The following is a 21,957-nucleotide window of genomic DNA, read 5'->3' on the forward strand; positions in this document are numbered from 1 at the left end:
GACTGCGCGGCCGGAAGTTCCAACTGCAGCACATCGGTGCATGGGTTGGGATAAGCCCCAAGCGAAGCCGAGGGCTCTTCAATGCCTACATCCCCTACACGCGTCAGCGACACATCATCGATAAGGTACATGGCGCCATCCCACCTGTCTGGGTTATAGTTTGAAACGCGTTCAATTTGAGGGTCATCAGAATCATGCCTGAATTTTCCAATCGTGACATACTGTTCTCCTCCGCTTGCAGTAAAGGTACCGCTTACCTTCATCCATTCATCTTTCTCCCAGAATGGGTGACCCCCGGAAGTGTCTTCTACTTGAGGCTCAAAGGTTAAAAAGTCCTGTGCAGAAAGGTATCGCGTATCGAAGGTACTGAAGAATGCACCAAGCGTTGATACCGCAAAATTTGAGCTATCACTCAAACTGGCATAATACTCCATGTAGTACTTCTGGTTTGCAATCAGAGGGGTAGATAATTCTGTCCAAAGGTATTCTCTGCTACTATTCCATTGATTAAAATGACACCATAATGAAGCATAGGCATTTCCAGTTCGTGCTAATTGACCACCAAGAAAATTTGTCGGTACTCCGTAGCTGGGATATACGTCATTACTACAAGCATTAAAGTAATCGACAGAGCCTTTCGCAGAAGCCCATGGATATGCAATCCACACTTGACCAACCGAGTTTGGACAAGCAAAATCTCCTTGCAAAAGCAATGAATCAATCTCTTCAAAGCTTCCGTTAGCGATCAGATTCACCTGCGCCCGCAATTGCCAAGTGCTTAGTAGAAGCGATATGAGAACTGTTCCGAACCTCATCTTACCATCATTGCTTCAGAACTCTTGTCGAAAAACGCCTGCCTGTCTCATCCGCACCACGCAGCAGGTACACACCGCTGGGCCATGCGGAAACATCAATGGCATACCTGTTTCCCTGAACGGAGCGAAGCATCTCTATGCTGCGCCCCACCACATCCACCACCGTTATTTGCAGCGGAGACCGCACTGCCGGAAGTTCCAACTGCAGCACATCGGTGCATGGGTTGGGATAAGCCCCAAGCGAAGCCGAGGGCTCTTCAATGCCTACATCCCCTACACGCGTCAGCGACACATCATCGATAAGGTACATGGCGCCATCCCACCGGTCAGGATTGTTATTTGCTAAACGTTCGATATACGGGTCGTCTGTATCAAGACCAAATGCGGAGATGGTCAGATACTGTTCACCACCTGCTGCGGTAAAAGTTCCACTGATTCTTGTCCAACCATTCGTATCATTAATTGCAGAGGTTGTGTCGAAGTGAATAGACGATTCGAGATTCAAAAATTCTCCTGGAGACAAGTATCGAGTGTCATTGACACTGATATGGGCTCCAAAATTTGATATGGCAAAGTTTGAGCTATCGCTAAGATTTACATAGTATTCCAAATAATACTTCTGATTTGCAATCAGAGAAGAATTTAGTTGCGTCCAGAGATACTCCCTTTGGTTTGGCCAAGGATTGATATAGCACAAAAGTGAGGCATAGCCGTCACCCGTTCTGGGTAACTGAACCCCAAGTCGGTTATTCGGGGTGCCGTATTCAGGATAGGCAGAATTGCTACATGTATTGTAATAGTCTACAGATCCTATTACTGTAGACCAACCATTCGCAATCCATATTTGCCCCGCTGAATTTGGACACCAGGCAAGTGTTGTATCTATGATCTCAAAGCTTCCGTTAGCAATAAGATTCACCTGCGCCCGCAATTGCCAAGTGCTTAGTAGAAGCGATATGAGAACTGTTCCGAACCTCATCTTACCATTATTGCTTCACCACTCTTGTCGAAAAACGCCTGCCGGCCTCATCCGCACCACGCAGCAGGTACACACCGCTCGGCCATGCGGAAACATCAATGGCATACCTGTTTCCCTGAACGGAGTGAAGGGTCTCCATGCTGCGCCCCACCACATCCATCACCGTTATCTGGAGCGGAAACTGCGCAGCCGGAAGTTCCAAATACAGCACATCGGTGCATGGGTTGGGATAAGCCCCAAGCGAAGCCGAGGGCTCTTCAATGCCTACATCCCCTACACGCGTCAGCGACACATCATCGATAAGGTACATGGCCTCATCCCAACGGTCAGGATTGTTATTTGCCACTTGCAGTATCAATGGGTCATCGGCTTCATCTCGAAACTTCCCGATCGTTACGTACTGTTCACCACCACTTGCAGTAAAGGTTCCACTTATCTTCATCCACTCGTCTTTGTCTAAGAACGGGTGACTTTCAGAGGTGTCTTCTACCTGTGGCTCAAGGGTCAGAAACTGTTCCCTATCAAGGTACCGAGTATCAAATGAGCTGAAGAATGCTCCGAGTGTTGAAACAGCAAAGTTTGAACTGTCACTGAGACTGACGTAATACTCCATGTAGTAGCGTTGGTTTGCCACCAAGGGAGATTCAAGTTCTCTCCAAAGATATTCCCTGGCATTTGACCAAATGGTTGTGTAGCACGCAAATGAACCATACGCATTTCCCGTCCTTGGATCTTGAAACCCAAGCAGATTTTGGGGCACACCATAGTTTGGATATGTATTATTGCTACAGGTGCTGTAGTAGTCTACCGTACCATATGCAGGTGCCCATCCGTCAGCGATTTGAATTTGACCACCAGACGAAGGGCACGGAATCCCACCGTATTCCGGAATGAGCGGATCAGTCTCTTCAAAGCTTCCGTTAGCGATCAGATTCACCTGCGCCCGCAATTGCCAAGTGCTTAGTAGAAGTAACGGAAAGAGTAACGATCGGAAGTTCATTTGGCGGATCATCAAAGCATAAACCTACCCATCCGCCACGGTTCTTAAAAGCCATTTGCAACAAAAAACAGCCATAGATTGCACTTCTAAGCGTGGTTCTTCCTTACAGCCCCAAGGCCAACAGATCGCTGATGTCGATGGCGTTGCTCTCGTGCGGAATGGTATTGCAGGTAACGATGCGTGCGGCCCCTGCGGCCTGAAGTTCGGAATAGGCATTGCCTGCAAACACGGCATGTACCCCGATGCAGATGGGCGCGTTCATGCCAGCGGCTTTCAGATGCCCGATGGTCTCGATCATGGTCCGTCCTGTGGAAATGATGTCATCCACCAGCACAGGCGTGTGGTTGGCGTAGCGTTCCACATGCGGCACAGAAACCTCCACGTCCTTATCGCCATGCCGCACTTTGGTCAGCACAATAAAGGGCGAACCCGCATTCTTCGCCACTTCCGATACCCATTGTTCGCTTTCCCCATCCGGACCGACCAGCAACGGGTTCTCCACGTTCGTGCGTATCCACTCCGAAATATGGTCTGCCGCATGCATCACACGGTTCTTGATGCTGTAGATCTCTGCCAAGGAACTTCTGCGGTGCAAGTGCGGGTCGATGGTGACCAGACTGTCTGCAAACCGCGAGATGAGCGCCCCGAAATACTCGGAAGTGATTCCCTCACCGGGATGAAAACGCTTGTCCTGCCGCATGTAGGCCAAGTAAGGCGCCACCAGTCCCACATCCGTGGCTCCGAGGTCTTTGGCCGTATTGGAAAGGAAATAAACGGGCAGCAGTTTGGCATCGGGCTCATGGAGCGTGCAGACGATAAGCACACTTCGCCCCTTCACCTCCGAGAGAACCTGCACGTAGGTTTCTCCATCAGGGAACTGGCGGATGTTCACTTCACCGATCTCGCCCTGTAGACGTTCTGCCAGCTGAGCGGTCAACTTTTCATTTCCGGGAATAGCGAATAGAATGAGTTGCATGAGTGACTATTAAGGTTTGAGAAGGTTCAGTTCAGTTTGGTGCTGGTCTTTGGTTCTGAAACAACATGAGATAGCCACAGAGACACAGGTGAAATATTTATCTTTTTCTGTGAAACCCTCTGTGAAAATCTGTGCATCTGTGGCTAAAAAAATGTCTTTTCTAAAATCATGTACACAAGCGGATCAGCATCTATTGAATGGTTATCACTTCCTGTTGCACATCGTGGTATTCGAGGGCGTATTCCAATTCCCCTTCCGATTCGGCATGAATGACATACAGAACCTGTCCGGTAAGAACAGCCGTTCCCACAGGTGCCAGAAAATCCACACCCGAAGCTTTATTGTCGGGCGCTCCGGCCAACTTGGCGAGCTTGGCCAGTTTGCGGTTATCCACACGCACCACGGTGCCATCTCGGTCCGATTTCACTTCATACCGGTATTTTGCCAAAATCGGCTCATTGAACCGTCCCTGCGCCTTACAGATGGCCACGAACTTTTTGTAGGCGTCCCCTGATTCGAGAATCCGCTTGGCCTCGTTGTTCCCTTCGCCTGCGTCCACGGTCTCGGAAAGTTCAAGCAGTTCGCCTGCCAGCAGCAGGGCGCGTTCCTTCAGATCATCTGGCGCGTCCGCATCATTGCGCAGCACGGCAAGTACATCACGCGCTTCCAACGCAGGACCGATACCTCTGCCCACAGGCTGCGTACCATCGGTAATGACCACTTTGAGTTTGAGACCGATGGCATGCGCCACCTTCTCCATCTCCACTTTGAGCCTGTTGGCCGCATCAATGCTTCGCAGTTTGGCCGTTTCACCCACGGGCATATCAATGACCACATGGTCCGAACCTGCCGCCACCTTCTTGGAAAGCACCGAGGCGATAAGCTGTCCTTCGCTGTCAATGTCCAAGGCGCGTTCTACCCGTATCAGCACATCGTCTGCTGGACTCAGCTTGGCCGTTCCGCCCCAGGCCACACAGCCGCCCTCCTGTTCCACCACCTTGCGTATCTGGGCCATGGTCAGGTTCACATTGGTCATCACTTCCATGGTGTCAGCCGTTCCTGCCGGAGAAGTGATAGCCCGCGAAGAGGTTTTAGGAATGGTCAATCCCGCTGCCGCGATGATGGACACGACAATGGGCGTGGTCCGGTTGCCGGGCAATCCACCGATGCAATGCTTGTCCACGATCATGTTTCCATCCCAATGAATCCGTTCGCCATTGGTGATCATGGCCTCGGTGAGGTACGTGATCTCGTTCGTGTTCATGTGGTCATCCGCGCATGCGGTGACAAACGCGGAAAGATGAATGTTCGAATACTGGCCTTGCACAATATCCTGCACGATCTGCTGCAACTGTGGTCGCGTAAGCGTGTTCCCGTAGATCTTGGAACGCACGTAGCTCAAGGAATCGATCGGATGGAGGTGCGACACAGCGATCTCATCCCCTTCCTTTACCCCCAAAGCACGAATGGCCGATTCCGACAGACCGATCTTTCCATGCGGCAACAGTTCGCTCTTGATGATGTTGAGACTGGCCACAATGGTCTTCTTTCCATGGGAGAGACGGATGCGCGTCAGCGCCTCAAACCCTTCCGAAATGCACACATGACAGTCCTTCCGCATAAAGGCGATGTGTTCCTGCTGGGTGTCGATGCCCAGCCGCTTCAATTTCAATGTGTTGGACTTGTGTGCCATGCTATGCCTCTTCCGCTACGTTTTCCACTGGGAATTCGACAATGCTGTAGAGATCAGGCACGGTACAGTTCCATCCGTAGGTGTCTTGCACTTTCACACGGAACATATCGGCCGCGTGGCGTTCTCCGTGTACAATGAAAACCTGTTCGGGTTTGTTGGAAATGGCATTCATCCAATCCAACAGTTCTGCTTGGTCGGCATGGGCCGAAAGCGTCTGCATGTTCAATATCTCCGCTTTCACCTCCACATATTTGCCGTAGATCTTCAACTCGGACGCTCCTTCCAGTAGTGCTCTTCCGCGCGTTCCTTCTGCTTGGAATCCCGCAAGAAGCACCGTTGTATCGGGTTTGTTGATGAACTGCTGCAAGTACGTGAGCACGCGCCCACCGCTGACCATGCCACTGCCTGCCACCACGATCTTCGATTCGGAGTTGTTGATCACCTCCCACGTCTCTTTGTATCTGCGCACAATTCGGAACGCCTTGCACATCTTGGTGCATTCGTTCTTGGGCAGCTTGTGCCATTCGTGGTAGGTGTTGAACACGCTCAGCACGTTGGCGCCCATCGGACTGTCCATGATCATCGGCACATCGGGTATCAGCTTCTCTTCTTTGAGTTGCCAAAGCAAGTACATCAGCGTCTGTGTGCGTTCTACAGCAAAACTTGGGATGATGAGCGTTCCGCCCTTCTCCACCGTGCTGTTGACCACTTCGCGCAGCTTGGCCTTGGTGTCTTCCTTCGGATGCAGTCGGTCTCCGTAGGTGCTTTCCACGAACAAGACATCTGCGCGCTCCGGTTTCTTTGGCGGCTTCATCAGTAGATCGTCAGGACGGCCCACATCGCCTGAGAACACGAACCGCTTGCCATAAATATCCAGTTCAATGAAGGTGGCCCCGATGATGTGCCCGTTGTATTGGAATCGCACCTGAACGCCTTCATAAAGATTCATCCATTGTCCTTCTGGCACGGTGGCAAAATGCTGGATGGCCTTCTCAGCATCCTTCAAGGTGTAAAGTGCCTCTGCCGGATGATGCTTCGTGTAGCCTTCCTTATTGGCGCGTTCGGCCTCTTCCTCTTGTATCTGCCCGCTATCGCGCAGCACGATGGCCGCAATATCCAGCGTTGGTGCCGTTGCCTGAATGCTGTACTTGAAACCGGCCTTCACCAAGCGTGGCAGATAGCCCACGTGGTCCAAATGTCCGTGTGTGATCAGCACGGTGTCGATCTCCTCCACGTTCACCGGCAGGTAATCCCAGTTCATAAGCCGCAGCTTCTTCAAACCCTGGAACATACCACAGTCGATCAATATCTTCTTCTCGCCCGTATCTACCAGATATTTTGAGCCTGTTACTGTTCCGGCTGCGCCCAGAAAGTGTACCTGAATCTTCTTCTTCTCGTTCATTTCGTTGCTATTTGTCCGTTACAGAGGCTTTTTGCCTCGTCTAAAATTTTGTCTTGTCGTGCTGTGCTGATGTTCATTCTGTTCAACATGCGTGGGTTCTCCAGCAGTTCTTTGCACAGTATCTTTTCCTGTTTGATGAATTTCGATTTCTCTGCCAATGTCAATGTGGTGAGGCACGTGATCGGATGCAGCCCCGTCAGATCGATCAGGTGCTGAAGTCCTTCGCCTTTTGGGTGATCCCAGCCTACTAATTTCAGGTTGGCACAGTTTCCATACCTGACTGCATCGGCCGTAAACCGCGTGTTGGTAAAAATCCAACCTTCCAGTTTTCTATTCTTGTTCTCGGCAAGTTTGCTCCATTCCTGTTCAATATCGCGGAAGCGCGAATGGATGTAGAGCGGCACCTTCACATCGCAGAAATGCAGGCGGTCGCCATGGAATTTGCACTCCACCATCAGTTCCAATTGGCCTTTGTCCGCCACCACGTCCACTTCATGCGTCACGCATTTGCCCTGCACAATGACATCCAATTTGGTCTGAAAACCCTGATAGACCAATATCTCGCCTACCAATCGCTCGAACGGAAATCCGGACGGGCCTAACCCGTAAATGGCCTTTTTGAGAGAGAACCGTGCAGCCGTATGACTGGAGGTCTTCTTCAGAATGCTGAACGCCTTGCGGTAGATCTCCTTGGTGCCGATGCCTTCATAAAGCAATGCTTCCACTTCACCGATCACTTTATCGATCACCTCCTCGCTGGCCTTCGACCGATCCAGCGATTTCCTCAATTTTGAAGAATCGAACGGAGCCAGTTCGCCATTCATCTTCCTCACATTCACCGTCTTGTTCTTCATCTGTGTTCCTTTTTCGATAGCGCCTCGAACCCTGAAATGACATCAAAAAGTTCCTCATCGATCGTGTTCTGCCGCAGCGTATGGTAGCGATGGGTCATTTCGTCCAGCGTCTCATCTATGTTCTTTTCTGCCCGTTGCATGGCTGCCAATCTACTTGCATTCTCGCTGGCCAACGATTCTGAGGACGCCTTGAAAAGCGACACGAACAGGTATTCCTGAATGAACACCTCCAAGGTTTTGTCCAAGGTTCCGATCACTTCGGGAACCTTATCGGTGGGCCATTCGACATCTTCAAATTCCTTCTGCCAACGGCTATCAATGGGCAGAATACGCTGATGCGTGAGAACCGAACCCGCACCTTCCACAGGTTGGTGATAGAACACGTACAGCTCGTTTATCTGCCGTTGTTGCAACGCCTCCGCACTATCGGTCAGCACGCGCGCCACCAACGGGGCAATGGCCTCAACGCTGTTCGGAACGTTGTATGTTTTCCCAATGGAGAAACCGTTCTCCGCCAATATGGGCGCGATCCGATCACCTACTGCCCACACCGTTATGTTGTCCGTTTCCGTTTGGCTGAATTCCTGAAAATAGGTTGCGAGGTTTTCGTTGAACCGTCCCACCAATCCCATGTCGGAACCCATGACCAAGGCGCAGACCGTTCTTTGGGTTCGGCCTGTTGTGGCAACCTGTACGGCACCCGCTGTTTTGTTCAGACAGGAAGCGATACCGAGCCGAACCGTGGCGTAATATTCCTGAAGTGCTTTGACAGCCGCTTCGTACTGCCCGATATTGACCGATGCCAAAGCTTTCATGGTACGGACAATGGAACGCAGGTTCTCCGCGCTGTCCATCCTTCTCCGCAAGATCTCCATCGACTCCATCGGTCAGGATTCAAGGGTTTGGAAAGGTCGGAGAATGGTCTGGCAGATGTTCCGTACCGCCTCAATATCCGCGTCATCCAACTGCGAACCTCCAAGCAGTTTCTTGGAAATCTCTGTAGGAACCTGATCGGCAGAAGACTCGACCGCAAGCATCGCCTCCACCATCTTGTTCAATGGAACGCGTTCGAACAAATGCCCTGTAAGGGAAAGCAGCACCGTAATCTGCGCGGTAACTGTAAGCGGCCGCAATTCCGCCTGCTTCATCACCTCACGGATACGTTTGCCATGCTCGATGATCGAACGGGTGTTCGCATCCAGCCGCGTGCCGAAACGGGCAAAGCTCTCCAGTTCCTCGAACTGCGAAAAGGCCAATTTCAGATTACCCGAAATGCTCTTGAACGCTGGAAGTTGCGCCTTGCCTCCGACCCGCGAAACGGAACGTCCCACATCCACCGCTGGCAACACGCCCAACTCAAACAATTTTGGCGAGAGATAGATCTGCCCGTCTGTGATGGAAATAAGGTTCGTTGGAATGTAAGCCGAAATATTCTGCGCCTCTGTTTCAACGATGGGAAGCGCTGTGAGTGAACCTCCGCCATGTTCCGGATTCAAGCGGGTGCTTCGCTCCAATAGGCGCGAGTGCACGTAGAAAATATCACCTGGAAAAGCCTCTCTGCCGGGCGGTCTGCGCAACAGCAATGAAAGTTCCCTGTAAGCACGCGCGTGCTGCGTCAGGTCGTCATAAATAACCAATACGTCCTGTCCCTTTGCCATGAAATACTCACCGATACTGGTAGCGGCATAAGGCGCGATGTATTGCAATCCGGGCGAATCGTTTCCTTCCGTGGCCACCACAATCGTGTGCTCCATCGCCCCGTGCTTTCGCAGGTTGGCAATGACCTTGGCCACCGAAGCTGCTCGCTGCCCGATGGCGCAGTAGATGCAGATCACTCCTGTGTCTTTCTGATTGAGAATCGTGTCAATGGCAATGGCGGTCTTCCCCGTTTGGCGGTCACCGAGAATAAGTTCCCGCTGCCCACGACCGACCGGGATCAGCGCATCGATGGCTTTGATGCCCGTTTGCAACGGTACGCTTACCGGGTCACGGTCCATAATGGCGGGAGCAGGCCGTTCAATGGGCAGACGTTCTGTGCAAAGCACGTCTTTTCCCTCGTCCAACGGTTCTCCCAACGAATTGACCACTCTTCCCAACAGGCCGTTTCCCACAGGAACATCCATTACCCTTCCCGTGCGCTCCACCTCTTCGCCTGTTTCTACGAGGGCATCATCTCCAAGCAGCACCACGCCTACTTCGTTCTCATCAATATTGAGCGCGATGCCGTAAATGCCTGAACGGAACTTCACGAGCTCCTCGAAACCCACTCCGGGTAGACCGGATATACGAACAATGCCGGAAGACACGCTGATCACCTTTCCGGTTTCCCGAATATTCGGTTCGAACCGATGTTTGTCCGCAGCCGCCTCCACAGAGGCCAGCGCTGACGAAAGACGTATGTTCGATTCCTTTTCTGCCATCGGTACTATCCCGCGGTTTGACTTCCGTTGAGCAATGCATCGGTCTGCTGCTCCAGCGAACGGATGTACTCATCAATGGTCCAACCCAATTTGAATCCTTCGGAAGAGATTTCCACACCACCGACCGCATCCGGATCGGTTATGAACTCCATATCGATCTTCTTGGAAGCCTTCTTTTCAAGCACAGTTGAAATGGCCTTTTGCTGTTCTTTATCGAGCTCAAAAGCGCTTTTCACCGTAATGGTCCGCGCTTTCGGGTCCTCGTCTCCGGTCAATTTCTTCAGATCGCTTTCGTTCATCTCGCCTATCCGACCGACAAGCGTATTCACTATCTGCGTCTGAAGATCGGCAGAAGCCAGTTCGTGCAGCGCCTTTGCCGAAATATCGAACACGCCTTCCCGCACCTTGCGTTCAAAACTTTCGCGCAGATCCTCCTGCGATTCGACCACCGCTTTTTGCAGTTTCGTTTTCAGCGCATCGGCCTCTTGGCGCGCCTCATCCAACAGCCGATTCCGTTCAGCATCCGCATTGGCAACGGCCTTTTTCATCAGGTCATCCTTCTGCGCATCGAACGTCTGATTACGATGGATGAAATCTTCCTTTTCCTTGGCCGCCACCGCTTCTTTTTCCGCGGCATCGTTCAGTTGGGTACGGAGGTTCTCTTCCCGCTTCGCCACCGCATCCAATATGGGTCTGTAGAGGAATTTCTTCATCAACCACACCAACACCATGAAGTTGATGATCTGCGCAATGACCGTGAACCAGTTGATCTTCATGGCCGATTATTTACTGCCCGATGAGTTGATTCCAGAACGGATTGGCGAAAATGAGGATCATGGAAATGACGAAGCAGTAGATCGCCAACGATTCGAGCATGGCCAATCCCACGAACAGCGTTCGGGTAATGGTGGAAGCCGAATCCGGCTGCTGCGCCATGGAATTGAGTGCTGACGCGATGGCCTTTCCCTGTCCGAGGGCCGGCATCAGAACGCCCAGCCCCGTGGTAAGCCCTGCGGTGATGATGGATGCCGTAGCAATGATTGTTGAGTTGTCCATGCTATTGAGTTTGATGGTTCTTTGACTTCGATTCGTGGGTGGCAGCCGCAATATAAACAGTTGCCAGAATGCTAAAAATGTACGCCTGTATAACTCCCGAAATAAGGCCGAGAATGGTCATCAGCACGGGAAAGACCAACGGAGCAATGCTCAGCAGAATGCTTCCGATCATGCCTCCGCTCATGATGTTGCCAAACAACCTTACGGCCAATGCCAAGGTGCGCGTCAACTCGCTTACGATATTAAACGGCAGCATGATGAAATTCGGTTCAAGGTATGTTTTCAAGTAATTGAGTACGCCTCCTTCGGTGATGCCGAAAAAAGGCACGGCCAGAAATACACAGATGGCAAGCGCGGCCGTGGTAGAGAGCGAACCTGTGGGCGGTTCATACCCCGGAAACACAATGAGGATGTTCGCAAAGCCGATAAAGATGAAAAGCGTTCCGATAAAACCGAGGAACTTCTCAGGCCGTTTCAGCCCAATGTCGCTTATCTGATCGCGCAGCGTGAGTACCAGCATTTCAAGAATGCATTGCCACTTGGAAATGGTAATGTCCGTTCTCAGTTTGCGTGTAATGAGCCAAGCAGAAAGCACCAGCACCAACATGACGGCCCATGTGGTAACGATGGTCAGATTGAGCTCCACGAAGCCCTGCTGCCAGAAGATCGTCTCGTCAGGACTGAGTTTCATGTTCCGTCTCTTTTAAAGATGAGCTGTTCTTTCTGTCCACGGTTGCGGTAATGCGCATCACGAAAATTCTCGATAGGATGAACCCTACCAAACAGGCCAGCAGCTTGCGAAGGTCGCCAGCTCCCACAAGGTAAAAGCTGACCAACGTCACCGCAACGCGCACCACCATACTTCCCAATGCCCACAGGGCCGGATGCTTTGCATCCATCAACTTTTTGGTGGTGTACCAAAGCCCCATGAAAAAGAAGACACCCACAAGGATTCCGACCAAAAATGAAGGCATAAGCAACAGTATATCAGTCATTTTCATCGTTATCCTGATGCATTTGTTCACGTTCCCGTTCCACCCAACTCCACGCAATGATGCAACCGATGAACAACCCTGCCAACAGCAGGGTCAATGTCCACGAGAAGCTTTGACCGTAATGTTTATCGAGCCATACGCCAGCACCTACGCCAACAAGTGTAGGTGCGGCCACCGACCAGCCGATCATCCCGAACATGCCAAGCCCCATCCATTCGCTTTGATGATGCCGTTTACGTGAGCGGAGCTTGCGGTGCTCCTGCTCCTCCACGCGCTTTTCAAATGAACGTTTTTCGTTGGCCTTGCTCATGACGACTGACCTTTTCTCATTTTCTCCATGCTCTGGATGAAATCGACCTCCAATTTGGCCATCACCGCGCGGATGCTACGCTCGTTCTCATCCAGTTCCATGAATTCCTGCTCAACGGTCTCGTGCAGTTTCCCAAGATCGGTTCCGCCTACCACACGCCTTGATGAGACTGTCACTTCCATTCCCGTCTTGACGAAAATGCCTTCATCCATCGCGAGGAAATGTTCCTCACCGTCCATGGTCTCATACATGAAGATGCCGGGGCGCAACTTGGCGCTGCAATCGAGCCGATGTGGCAAAAACCCGTACGAACCGTTTGTGGTCTCCGCCACCATGCGCTTCACATTCTCTGTTTCCAAGAACACACGGTACGGAAGCAGTACCTTCAATTTCATGTATTCGGAATGCTGCTCCATGGTCATTTTCTGGTCAACGCCTCTTCAATGTTCCCGATCATGTAGAATGCGCTTTCGGGCACCTCCTTGAATTCATCGGCCAGAATACGCTCGCAACCGCTCAAAGCATCTTCCAATTGTACATCCCGGCCCTTGTAGCTACTGAACTGCTCTGTGGTAAAGAACGGCTGCGTCAGGAAGCGTTCCAACCGTCTTGCTCGGTTCACAGTGTTCCTGTCCTCTGTGGAAAGTTGTTCCAATCCGAGCATAGCAATGATGTCCTTCAATTCCTCGTACTGCGCCAAGGTGTGGCGTATCTCCTGCGCAATGGTGTAATGCCGTTGCCCGATAATGCCCGGTGTGGCCATCTTCGAACCCGACTGAAGGAAGTCGATGGCCGGATAGAGCCCTTCGCTGGCCTTTTTTCGCGACAGCACAATGGAGGCCGAAAGATGCGAGAACGTATGCACCGCTGCGGGGTCGGTCAGGTCATCTGCCGGAACATACACCGCCTGTATGGAGGTGATGGCGCCCGTATCAGTATTCGCTATGCGTTCCTGTAGGCGCGAAAGTTCCGTTCCCATGGTGGGTTGATAGCCAAGGCGCGATGGCATCTGCCCCATGAGTCCTGAAACCTCCATTCCTGCCTGAATGAAGCGGAAGATGTTGTCAATGAGCAACAGCACATCGCGGTGTTCATCATCTCGAAAATATTCAGCCATGGTCATGGCGGCATGGCCGACACGGAACCGAGCACCAGGCGATTCGTTCATCTGTCCGAACATCATTACCATATTGTCGAGCACGCCCGCTTGCTTCATATCGTGATAGAGTTCGTGCCCTTCGCGGCAGCGCTCCCCGATGCCGCAGAACATGCTCACTCCGTGGTGATGTCCCACCAAGTTGTGGATCATTTCCGTCAGAAGTACGGTCTTGCCAACACCTGCCCCACCGAACAGACCGGCCTTTCCTCCCCGTTCCAGCGGAACCAACACATCGATGGCTTTGATGCCTGTTACGAAGATCTCCGAACCCGTGGCGTGCTTGGCCAACGAAGGTGGGGACTGGTGAACGCTCCGCATTTCCATCTCAGGCAGTTCGGGCCCGTGATCGATCGTTTTTCCGAACACATCGAACATGCGGCCCAAAAGCTCCTTTCCCACAGGAACCTGTAGCGGCATTTCCTCGGTGTTCACCTCCATGCCACGAGACAGCCCTTCGGTAGGCGTTAAGGCAATACCTCGTACATGATGAGCATCCAACTGAGCCAACACTTCCATGACGACCTCCTTTTCTTCTCCCGAACGCAGAACGGTACGCACGGGAGGCAGATGCTCCTCAAATCGTACATCAACAATGCTCCCGTGTATGGATACAACGGTTCCTTTCTCACTGTTCACAGATGGTTTTTCCATCATCAACGCTTAGCAAGCCCTAAATTACAGACTGACCTGCGAAGTTACCGTTGGGCAATTCCGCCATTCCATTGAAAGTCAGTTTTCGGATATATTGTAGTCATTGTGTCATCCTCATTCCTTTGGTTACCTTCGCGGCAGATTTCATCCCTCCTCAAATAGTTTGCAAGGCGCATTTATTGGATGGTTGAAAGGACCAAAAGCACATAGATGCCCACTTTTAAAGAGTTAGGCCTTCGGGCCGAAGTCGTCCGAGCGTTGGACGATCTGGGATTTGAAAATCCCACCCCTATTCAAGAAAAAGCCATTCCGCAAGTACTGGGTTCCGAAACGGACCTGATTGCCTTGGCGCAGACCGGAACTGGTAAAACAGCGGCTTTCAGCCTTCCTGTTCTACAACAGTTGGATGAAAATAGCAACGATATTCAGTGTATCGTGCTCTGCCCTACCCGAGAGCTCTGCCTGCAGATAACCAACGACATGCAGAGCTTTGCCAAGTACATGCCACTATCTACGGTGGCCGTGTATGGCGGTACAAGCATTGAAACACAGATCCGCGCCATCAAGCGTGGCGTTCAGGTAGTGATAGGTACTCCTGGCAGAACCGTTGACCTCATCAACCGAAGGGTTCTGAAGTTGAATACCGTGAAATTCGTGGTATTGGACGAGGCCGATGAGATGCTTACCATGGGCTTTAAGGATGACCTGGAGACCATATTGGCCGAAACGCCAAAGGAGAAGCAGACACTGCTTTTCTCGGCCACCATGCCTAACGGTATCAAGGATATTACCAAGCGGTACATGAACAACCCTGTTGAGGTGGCCATGGGCGGCCGTAACGAGGGCAACAAGAACATTGAGCATCATTATTATCTGGTAAGTGCCCGTGACAAGTACGAGTGTCTGAAGCGTTTGGCCGATATGAACCCGAATGTTTACGGTATCGTTTTCTGCCGTACACGCAGAGAAACACAGGAGATTGCGGACAAGCTGATGCAGGACGGCTACAATGCCGACTCGTTGCATGGCGACATCTCTCAGGCGCAACGCGATGCCATCATGGCCCGTTTCCGTGCCCGTAAGATCCAGTTGTTGGTAGCTACCGATGTGGCAGCCCGTGGTCTGGACGTAGACGACCTGACGCATGTGATCAACTACAACCTGCCTGATGAGGAGGAAGTGTATGTACACCGTAGCGGACGTACAGGCCGTGCAGGACGTAGCGGTATCTCCATTGCCATCATCCACTCGCGTGAGAAAGGCAAGCTCAAGAGCATCGAACGTTTGGTAAAGAAAGAGTTCATCTACCAACCCGTACCTACAGGACAGGAGATATGCGAAAAGCAGCTGTATGCCATTGTAGGCCGATTGGGCAAATTGGAGATAAACGAAAAGCAGATCGCGCCTTTTCTACCCACCATCATGGACCAATTGGGACATATGAGCAAGGAAGATGTGATCAAACATCTGGTGAGCTTTGAGTTCAACCGTTTCTTGGAATACTACAAGAACGCCCGTGACCTGAACGTGCCTGACAAGGGCGATCGCAGAGACCGTGGTGATCGCGGAGATAGACCAGAAAGAAGTGACAGGCGCGAGCGCGGTGACCGTGGTGATCGGGATGACCGAGGTGGCCGTGGACGTAGAGGGCGCGATGAGAACTTTACCCGCTTCCACATCAACATTGGAAGACGCGACCAAGTGAACCCAGCTACGCTGATGGGCTTCATCAATGAAACGCTTCGAAAACGCGATGTAGAGATCGGCAAGATCGAGATACTTGACACCTTCAGCTTCTTTGAACTGGACAGCGATTACGCTTCCAAAATGATGGCGGCCAGCAAGAATGTAGAACAGAACGGCAAGACGGTGATCCTATCTGAAGCTAAGAGCACAGGACCGAAGGACGAGCACCGAGGTGCGCGTAAGGAAAAGTTCAAAGACCGTTTCGGAAAGAAGCGGAACGATGGAGGCAACCGACATGGAGGTGGCCGTTCTGGCAGCAAAGGCAAAGGCGGTAAGAGACCACGGAGACCTTTCTGACGCATGGCCATTAAGGGCTAAGGGAAACACGTAGTAAGCACCACGTGCAACACAGTTTGTTCTTTTCCGATCTTGTAGAAAGCTCCGAATTCCTGTGTCTTTGGACAGATTTCAGTCTTTTCTAAGACAATGGCCTTCGGTGGTTCTTAACTTCGGAACTGAAACCAACCGACCAGGATGAACGTCAAGCCACCTTGCCGCATCTATTTTTACTGCAAACGACCCGAAGGAGAGCAATACGCTGTCTTTGACGTGGATTTCGGTGACAACCTTGCCGGGTTCAAGTTTCGCTTAAAGCTGGTTGATAAGAAGATCGATGTCGGGGAGGTAACGTTATGCGAACACATAGAGCGGATAGCGGACAATCCACTGTACAGTGAGCTGAGCGTGATACAGAATCAGGTAACGAGCATTGCGAAGGAAGTGGAAAGCCTTGGCTGGAAGGTTCGGATCCTCCCACTTGAAAATCCGAACATCAAGTTCTGAACGGAACGGCAAAGAACCCTTCATTCTGATTACCTTTCCTGCTAAAGAATGAAGCTTTGAAAGTTAAAGACAAGGTAATTGCCGTTACTGGTGCAGGAAGCGGAATAGGTCGCGAGTTGACACTTGAACTGATAAAAAGAGGTGCCAAGGTTGCAGCCATCGACCTGAATGAAGACGGATTGAATGGGACCGAGGGGCTTCTGGCCGAGAACATGCGTAAACGCATCTCTCTGCACGTAATGAACATTACCGACCGAGATGCGGTAGCGGATCTACCAAATGCGATCGTGGAACAGTTCGGTCACGTGGACGGCATCATCAACAATGCGGGGATCATTCAACCATTCGTGCGCATCAACGATCTGGAACTGGCAGCTATTGACCGTGTTATGAATGTGAATTTTTATGGGGCGTTGTACATGTGCAAGACCTTTCTTCCCCACTTGCTTCAACGCCCCACCGCTCATATCGTAAATATTTCAAGCATGGGCGGTTTCCTACCAGTTCCCGGACAAAGCATTTACGGAGCATCCAAAGCTGCCGTGAAATTGATGACAGAAGGATTGTATGCTGAACTTCTGAACACAAATGTGAAGGTAACGGTGGTCTTTCCAGGGGCCACGGACACCAACATCATGAAGAATTCTGGCCTAAAAACGGACATGGATACCATGAGCGCGAAGCATTCGAATAAATTGACACCGCTTCCAGCATCGGAGGCCGCCCGAATCATCATCCATGGAATTGAGAAGGACCGTCCTCGCGTATTTGTTGGCAATGATTCTAAACTGATGGATATTCTGTACCGACTGGCACCTGAATTTGCCACCAGATTGATCAGCAAGCAAATGCAGATGCTGCTCGAATAGCGGAGAGTGTAAAACCTGGCCACTCAGACATCAAATTTGCACTTCTGTAATCGTTCCTGCTGCTTTATGCAGAAATTAGCGACAAAATCAACCTCCATGAAAACCACGGTACACACCGATAAAGCCCCAGCAGCCATCGGCCCTTACAGTCAGGCCATTCTGGTAAATGGGTTCCTCTACACTTCTGGGCAAATTGCTTTGCACCCGGAGACGGGCGAACTGGAAATGGAGAACATTGAAACGGAAACAGGCCGCGTGATGCAAAACCTGAAGGCGGTGTTGGCTGCGGTGGAGATGGATTTCTCGCATGTGGTGAAAACGACCATCTACCTTTCGGATATGGCATATTATGGACAGGTGAATACGGTTTATGCCACGTTCTTCGGTGAGCATCCGCCTGCACGGGAAGCGGTTCAGGTAGCGGGGCTGCCCAAAGGTGTGAATGTGGAGATCAGTATGGTGGCCTACAAGCAGCCAAATTAGACGCAAGTAAAAAATTCAATTCTGTGAATAACCTTAGTACATCCTTGCATTGAACTCATCGGTCAAATTCCGATGAACAATCGTGTCCAGACCGAATTTATATGCTATATAACTGGTATCGATCAGTTCATGGTTATCCTGATAGGTTGATTTGATTTTGCGAACGGACACGGTAAATTCTCCCTCATCCAGCGATGCGTTATTTATTTCAGTGAATTGGTAATCTTCCCAGAATTGCCAAGCAACGATTCTGAAATCACAATCGCCTGACCACAAGGCAATCCATATCGAACCCCAAACATCACCACCGTCTCCGCCTGACGTATAACCGAGAATCAATCGCTGGTCCATTGATAAATTCATGACCGTATCTATTCCAACAGTACCGATACTTTCCCAAAAGAGTTGGTTCACTAAACAATTCAAGGATAAACTGTCTCCAGCCTTATCCCAAACAGAAATCAAATAAGATGTGTGATGGAAACCATCACTCCCCAAGACCGATAATCTCTTGTTTCTGAATTTGATTATTCTTCTATCTCCATACCCTACATGAAATTCCTGCTTCCAAATAACTCCATTCTCCCTCCTGACCGGTTTGGCCAACGTGTAAGTATCAAACGTTCTACTTAATACCTTTCCTGACTCGGTTCGTGAAACTTGGGCCCTCAAGTCAAGGAAGTCCTTCGCTGCTATGGTGATTTTCTTGGGAGAAGTCGAAAAAGGAACTATTGACAATCCAGCATTCTCCAACTTCGCTACCAGTTTATCTGAATTCCAATACCTTGATAGCATTACCGCTTCTGTGTCGGTTCTGAAATCTTGAGATGATGTGAAAGAAGCATTTTGAAGGAGTTGATTCAGACATGATTCGTACTTCAACACAGCTCTTTCTTGATTTTGGACGTACGCTGTAGGATCAGACTCCTTCCGTTTACGTATGAAGTCCTCAACAGACCCAATATTCCAAACCAATTGTTTCAAATACTGCGTGTAGGGTTCTTGTCTCCCCTCCTCCCAGAGTACTGGAGAATCGATAAATACACTTAAACTGTGTTTACTTTTTCCTTTTGATACGCTATGCGTATTAGGTTGGTATTCTGATAAAATATGGGCGTAAGGCTGAGTTGAATCACCTACGGTCACCCGAATCAAGGTGTCATTGAAGTTCTTTTCGAAGACGATACCTCTAAAAGAAAATCCGTATTGCGCATTCACAACATTTCCCCTGTTGGGAACAAGATTTAGTATTCGATGCGATTTCTGTGTGCGACCATCAATCTGAATTTCATCATACTGATAATCGAGTTCGCCTGATTCGAGTAGCTTGAAACTCAATTGATATTCTGACGTGTCGGTCACACAGACGTACTTCAATTGAGTGTTTAGCGGTGGCCCGTACTTGAAAAAGTTTTTGGGGAATTGAAAACCGATAGCCGAATCATTTACAATGGAAGAATCTAAACTGAAAGGGGCTTCCTCTTTGGCGGTTGGTTGTCGTTTTTCATTGCCGCATCCAGCAACAGAAATGAAGAATCCAGCAACTATAAGACCAATTAGAACTTGCTTCTTCTCCATACATTGAAGTTAGTCTTCCCAATGAACTGAACCGATGCCATCATGTTAAAATTGCCTAACTGAAATGCCAAGCACCTTAAAATCAGATATCAGTATAATCGCCTTTAAGGGCTAAAACTTCCTTCGGGTCCAAGCGATGAAATTGGCCTTTTGCATGTCGGTGGCCTCATGCACCTTATGCGGCCAGCGCGTGCGATAGTAACGCTCGTCCGTTGGTGTAAGCTGGATCTTGTGCGTATCGTCCTCGGAGTTGATGGTGAGCGTAATGGTCTCTTCCTGAAAATACTTGCACCACTCTTTCAGGTTTCCGAGAATGCGAATGCCGTTGATGGACACGATCTCATCGCCCAGCTTGAGATGCGCGCGGTCAGCAATGGAACCGGGAGCGATGTCGGTGATGCGGGCAGAACGCTCTTTAATGTATTCGACCTTGAAACCGAAACGGTTCTCGAAATAGAGCCTCGAACGGGTGTCGTGAATCTCCAGACCAACATAGTTGAGCAGGTCTTTGAGGTCTTCTTCTATGTCTTTGGTGCCGTAATAGTAGTTCTGAAAGAAGTCTTCGTACGAGCGGCCTCCTACCTCCTCAATGGCATTCTGGTAATCCTTCTCGGTGTAACCGATACCCGTTTTTCCGAAACGCTCATAGAGAAGACGCATGGCGGTCATCAGCGAGCTTTGATTCTGCGTATCGCGAAGCAGGGAAATATCGAGCATCATGGCCAGTAGCGCACCTTCGTTGTAGATGGAGGTCTTGCGGTCTGGAATTCCCTTCTGGTAACCATCGAGCCAAGTATCGAAGGAACTATCGGCCACGGAAAGATTGAAGCGACCGTAGTTGTGGAAGTGGCGCATAAAGAGCGTATGGACATTCTTGAAGAAGTCGTAATCGCTGAAGCAACCCGATTGGTAAAGGAAAAGATCACCCGCGTAGGTGGTAACGCCTTCGGCCACGTAGCCAAGGCGCGTATAGTTTTCCTTGGTGTAATCGTAAGGCTGCATTTCGGCCGGGCGAAGCGCCTTGACGTTCCACGTATGGAAAAGTTCGTGCGAGCTGACGCCCAAGAACTCATCGTAGAGAACGGGTTTGAGCAGGTCGTAACTCGGACCGAGCGCTATGACGGTGGAATTGGAATGTTCGACCCCATGATAGGTTTTGTAGGTGCGTATCTGAAAGAGGAAATGGTATTCGCTTACAGGGAAATCGCCCATGGCCTGAATCTGCACGGCCGAGAACTTTTGGAAGTCCTCGATAATGCGCGGCCAATCGGGTTTGAACTCTCCTTGGAACCACAGGTGGAAGAGCACACCTTCCACTTCGTAGGAGTTATGCTTGAGGTCGGCACTGGCGATGAACGGACTGTCTGCGAGTTCGTGGAAATCCTTTACCTCGAAGGTATTGCGGGTAGTTGCTTTCATCCCTGTGGCCACTTGCCATCCCTTGGGTATGTCGAGCGTTACGGTTGCTGCGCGATCAACCCACTCAGGCACGAACATGAAGCAATTGACGGGATTGACGTACAGTTGGCTGTGGTCTACAAAGGTGCTACCTGCATTGAGTTCGTTGGCGAAGTAGTTGTAGGCGACCTTCACCTGCTGGTGCCCCTCGCAATCGACCTCCCAAAGGTCTTTGGTGAGTTTGCGGAAGCTCAACGGCTCATTATTGATGGTGAAAGCAGCAAAGCGCTGCACGTTCTTGGCAAAGTTGCCCAACTCATACCGGCCCGGACGCCAAGCAGGCAATTGCAACTGCAATTTGGACTGCGAAATGCCTGTGACCATCAATTCAAAATCCACGAAATGCCGATGCGGCTCGCGGTAAACAACACGATACTCTATCTTCCCTTCCATGGGGGCGAAATTAGTAAGGTTAAGATTTCCGTAACGTTTAGGAAAGGAGTAGTTATCAAACAGAAAACCGCTATTTGGAAGCAAGTTGATCAGTTGATCAGCAAATCAGTTGATCAGAGGCTGGAGAATGGGGCGATTAGTAAGCAGCTGGACTTGCAACAAAATACCATGTAGCAGGTTAAGTCAGGCTGACTGCGCCTTTTACTTACGCGTTATAGTTTTCGTACGTCTCCCTATAAAGGATTGATTCCGATATTTCATAGCTTAATAGGCTTTTTGATTATTTCCCACGCTTTTTCTTTCCCTATTGCAGATGCTGGCGACTCTGCATACGAAA

General features: G+C 50.5%; 22 protein-coding genes. 4 read left to right on the forward strand and 18 right to left on the reverse strand.

Features of this window, described 5'->3' with window-relative positions:
• The 16 genes from GC178_13445 to GC178_13520 form a co-directional block, all read right to left on the reverse strand.
• Positions 1–815 (reverse strand): hypothetical protein (locus GC178_13445; protein ID MBI1288570.1); only part of this gene is annotated, 815 nt, incomplete at its 3' end.
• A 7-nt stretch (positions 816–822) separates the two neighbouring features.
• Positions 823–1,794: a T9SS type A sorting domain-containing protein gene (locus GC178_13450; GenBank protein MBI1288571.1), complete on the reverse strand. Its 972-nt coding sequence runs from the start codon at positions 1,792–1,794 to the stop codon at positions 823–825.
• 7 nt (positions 1,795–1,801) lie between these two features.
• A complete protein-coding gene (locus tag GC178_13455) occupies positions 1,802–2,806 on the reverse strand; it encodes a T9SS type A sorting domain-containing protein (GenBank protein ID MBI1288572.1) in 1,005 nt (334 codons plus the stop codon).
• Between the two features lie 91 nt (positions 2,807–2,897).
• Positions 2,898–3,770: a ribose-phosphate diphosphokinase gene (gene prs, locus GC178_13460; GenBank protein ID MBI1288573.1), complete on the reverse strand. Its 873-nt coding sequence runs from the start codon at positions 3,768–3,770 to the stop codon at positions 2,898–2,900.
• A 190-nt stretch (positions 3,771–3,960) separates the two neighbouring features.
• A complete protein-coding gene (locus tag GC178_13465; protein MBI1288574.1) occupies positions 3,961–5,463 on the reverse strand; it encodes a thymidine phosphorylase in 1,503 nt (500 codons plus the stop codon).
• 1 nt (position 5,464) lies between these two features.
• Entirely contained in the window at positions 5,465–6,865 is a 1,401-nt protein-coding gene (locus GC178_13470; GenBank protein MBI1288575.1) for an MBL fold metallo-hydrolase, read from the reverse strand.
• Positions 6,862–7,719: an ATPase gene (locus GC178_13475; protein ID MBI1288576.1), complete on the reverse strand. Its 858-nt coding sequence runs from the start codon at positions 7,717–7,719 to the stop codon at positions 6,862–6,864. Before GC178_13475 ends, GC178_13470 begins: the two co-directional genes overlap by 4 nt.
• Positions 7,716–8,603, reverse strand: coding sequence for a F0F1 ATP synthase subunit gamma (locus GC178_13480; GenBank protein MBI1288577.1), 888 nt, complete (start codon positions 8,601–8,603; stop codon positions 7,716–7,718). The genes GC178_13475 and GC178_13480 overlap by 4 nt, the downstream gene beginning before the upstream one ends.
• Before the next feature lie 3 nt (positions 8,604–8,606).
• Positions 8,607–10,139, reverse strand: coding sequence for an alternate F1F0 ATPase, F1 subunit alpha (locus tag GC178_13485; protein MBI1288578.1), 1,533 nt, complete (start codon positions 10,137–10,139; stop codon positions 8,607–8,609).
• Between the two features lie 5 nt (positions 10,140–10,144).
• Positions 10,145–10,915, reverse strand: a complete 771-nt coding sequence (locus GC178_13490; GenBank protein MBI1288579.1) for a F0F1 ATP synthase subunit B — start codon at positions 10,913–10,915, stop codon at positions 10,145–10,147.
• A 10-nt stretch (positions 10,916–10,925) separates the two neighbouring features.
• Positions 10,926–11,195 carry a F0F1 ATP synthase subunit C gene (locus tag GC178_13495; GenBank protein ID MBI1288580.1) on the reverse strand — a complete coding sequence of 90 codons (270 nt, stop codon included), beginning with the start codon at positions 11,193–11,195 and terminating at the stop codon, positions 10,926–10,928.
• Between the two features lies 1 nt (position 11,196).
• Complete coding sequence (locus GC178_13500; protein ID MBI1288581.1) at positions 11,197–11,886, reverse strand: F0F1 ATP synthase subunit A; 690 nt, start codon at positions 11,884–11,886, stop codon at positions 11,197–11,199.
• On the reverse strand, positions 11,870–12,196 hold the full coding sequence (locus GC178_13505) for an ATP synthase subunit I (GenBank protein ID MBI1288582.1): 327 nt from the start codon (positions 12,194–12,196) through the stop codon (positions 11,870–11,872). The genes GC178_13500 and GC178_13505 overlap by 17 nt, the downstream gene beginning before the upstream one ends.
• On the reverse strand, positions 12,183–12,500 hold the full coding sequence (locus GC178_13510) for an ATP synthase subunit (protein MBI1288583.1): 318 nt from the start codon (positions 12,498–12,500) through the stop codon (positions 12,183–12,185). The genes GC178_13505 and GC178_13510 overlap by 14 nt, the downstream gene beginning before the upstream one ends.
• Positions 12,497–12,895 carry a F0F1 ATP synthase subunit epsilon gene (locus GC178_13515; protein MBI1288584.1) on the reverse strand — a complete coding sequence of 133 codons (399 nt, stop codon included), beginning with the start codon at positions 12,893–12,895 and terminating at the stop codon, positions 12,497–12,499. The genes GC178_13510 and GC178_13515 overlap by 4 nt, the downstream gene beginning before the upstream one ends.
• Before the next feature lie 23 nt (positions 12,896–12,918).
• Positions 12,919–14,313 (reverse strand): F0F1 ATP synthase subunit beta, encoded by a 1,395-nt coding sequence (locus tag GC178_13520; protein ID MBI1288585.1) that lies wholly within the window; start codon positions 14,311–14,313, stop codon positions 12,919–12,921.
• Between the two features lie 207 nt (positions 14,314–14,520).
• On the opposite strand from GC178_13520, the gene GC178_13525 reads away from it, so the two are divergent.
• The 4 genes from GC178_13525 to GC178_13540 all read left to right on the forward strand — a co-directional run bounded on the left by GC178_13525 (position 14,521) and on the right by GC178_13540 (position 18,191).
• Positions 14,521–16,353 (forward strand): DEAD/DEAH box helicase, encoded by a 1,833-nt coding sequence (locus GC178_13525; GenBank protein MBI1288586.1) that lies wholly within the window; start codon positions 14,521–14,523, stop codon positions 16,351–16,353.
• A 177-nt stretch (positions 16,354–16,530) separates the two neighbouring features.
• Positions 16,531–16,839 carry a hypothetical protein gene (locus tag GC178_13530; GenBank protein ID MBI1288587.1) on the forward strand — a complete coding sequence of 103 codons (309 nt, stop codon included), beginning with the start codon at positions 16,531–16,533 and terminating at the stop codon, positions 16,837–16,839.
• 56 nt (positions 16,840–16,895) lie between these two features.
• Positions 16,896–17,708 carry an SDR family NAD(P)-dependent oxidoreductase gene (locus GC178_13535; protein MBI1288588.1) on the forward strand — a complete coding sequence of 271 codons (813 nt, stop codon included), beginning with the start codon at positions 16,896–16,898 and terminating at the stop codon, positions 17,706–17,708.
• A 96-nt stretch (positions 17,709–17,804) separates the two neighbouring features.
• Positions 17,805–18,191, forward strand: coding sequence for a RidA family protein (locus GC178_13540; protein MBI1288589.1), 387 nt, complete (start codon positions 17,805–17,807; stop codon positions 18,189–18,191).
• Positions 18,192–18,224: 33 nt separating this feature from the next.
• Here GC178_13540 and GC178_13545 read toward each other — a convergent pair whose 3' ends face one another.
• Both GC178_13545 and GC178_13550 read right to left on the reverse strand, forming a co-directional pair.
• Entirely contained in the window at positions 18,225–19,769 is a 1,545-nt protein-coding gene (locus tag GC178_13545) for a hypothetical protein (protein ID MBI1288590.1), read from the reverse strand.
• 111 nt (positions 19,770–19,880) lie between these two features.
• Positions 19,881–21,620 carry a M61 family peptidase gene (locus tag GC178_13550; GenBank protein ID MBI1288591.1) on the reverse strand — a complete coding sequence of 580 codons (1,740 nt, stop codon included), beginning with the start codon at positions 21,618–21,620 and terminating at the stop codon, positions 19,881–19,883.
• Between the last annotated feature and the right edge of the window lie 337 nt (positions 21,621–21,957).

Source organism: Flavobacteriales bacterium, from assembly GCA_016124845.1.
GTDB lineage: Bacteria > Bacteroidota > Bacteroidia > UBA10329 > UBA10329 > UBA10329.